At 33.3% G+C, this 900-nt stretch carries 1 protein-coding gene; it reads left to right on the forward strand.

The window, feature by feature from the left end; translation table 11 throughout:
• Positions 1 to 900, forward strand: a 900-nt coding sequence (locus BCU12_RS11290) for a DUF3883 domain-containing protein (protein ID WP_133153871.1), incomplete at both ends; no start/stop codon positions are given.

A 900-nucleotide genomic window follows, 5' to 3' on the forward strand; every position in this document is an offset into this window, starting at 1 on the left:
GAATTATTACTAGCTGACTGGCATTATCAAAAACTCACTACTGCCATTAAGATTTCATTCAAAGAATTCAAATATATTTTATGGGAACAAATATCTGAAAACAAAGATATAGAAACAGCAAAATTATTTTTAAATAATCTTCACAAATATGATCAATTAGAAAACTGGGCCCAAGAAATTGCTAACGAAAATACAGAGCTAATCGATGTTACACACTCGGCACTGGTTAGAAACAAAGTGGATAATGATTTTTCTATAACGTTACACCCTATTAATGAAAATAGAATAAACGATCCAGATAAATGCTTTCAAAAAAATATAACTACGTTAAAAATTAATCACTCTGATCTTCCAAATAATATTAGTAGCTTGCTTTATTTTGATTGCTACCTGGACACAATAACCAGTTATATAGATGCGTCTATTGAGCAGGAGTCAATCGAGGGAGCTTATCGTGACGACATTAAAATATCTACAATTCCGGATAAGCCTTCAGTTACTTCAGCTCTTAATAAAGTTATGAAAAAGGGAAGCAAAGGAGTAGGGAAAAAGTTTTCTTCCGCTAGAGAGAAGAGTAAACGCCTTTCAGGGCAAACAGCGGAAGAAATTGTTTATCACTCTTTAGTCGCTAAGTATGGAGAGAAATATGTGGATCACAGTTCATTAAGAAGTGATACATTTGGGTACGATATTAGTTATTCACCCGACCAAGGAATGTCAAAAAAACTTGTTGAAGTTAAGCGCTTTACCAACGGTATGTTTTACCTCTCAGAAAATGAGCACCACGTCGCCATTAAAAATAAAAGTGACTATCAAATCTTTCTTGTAGATGCAGAAGACAAAATCTATATCATTGAAAAAATAGACTTCGATAATGATAGGAAATTAACGCTTGTACCG

Source organism: Vibrio sp. 10N.261.55.A7, from assembly GCF_002877365.1.
Taxonomy (GTDB): Bacteria; Pseudomonadota; Gammaproteobacteria; order Enterobacterales; family Vibrionaceae; genus Vibrio.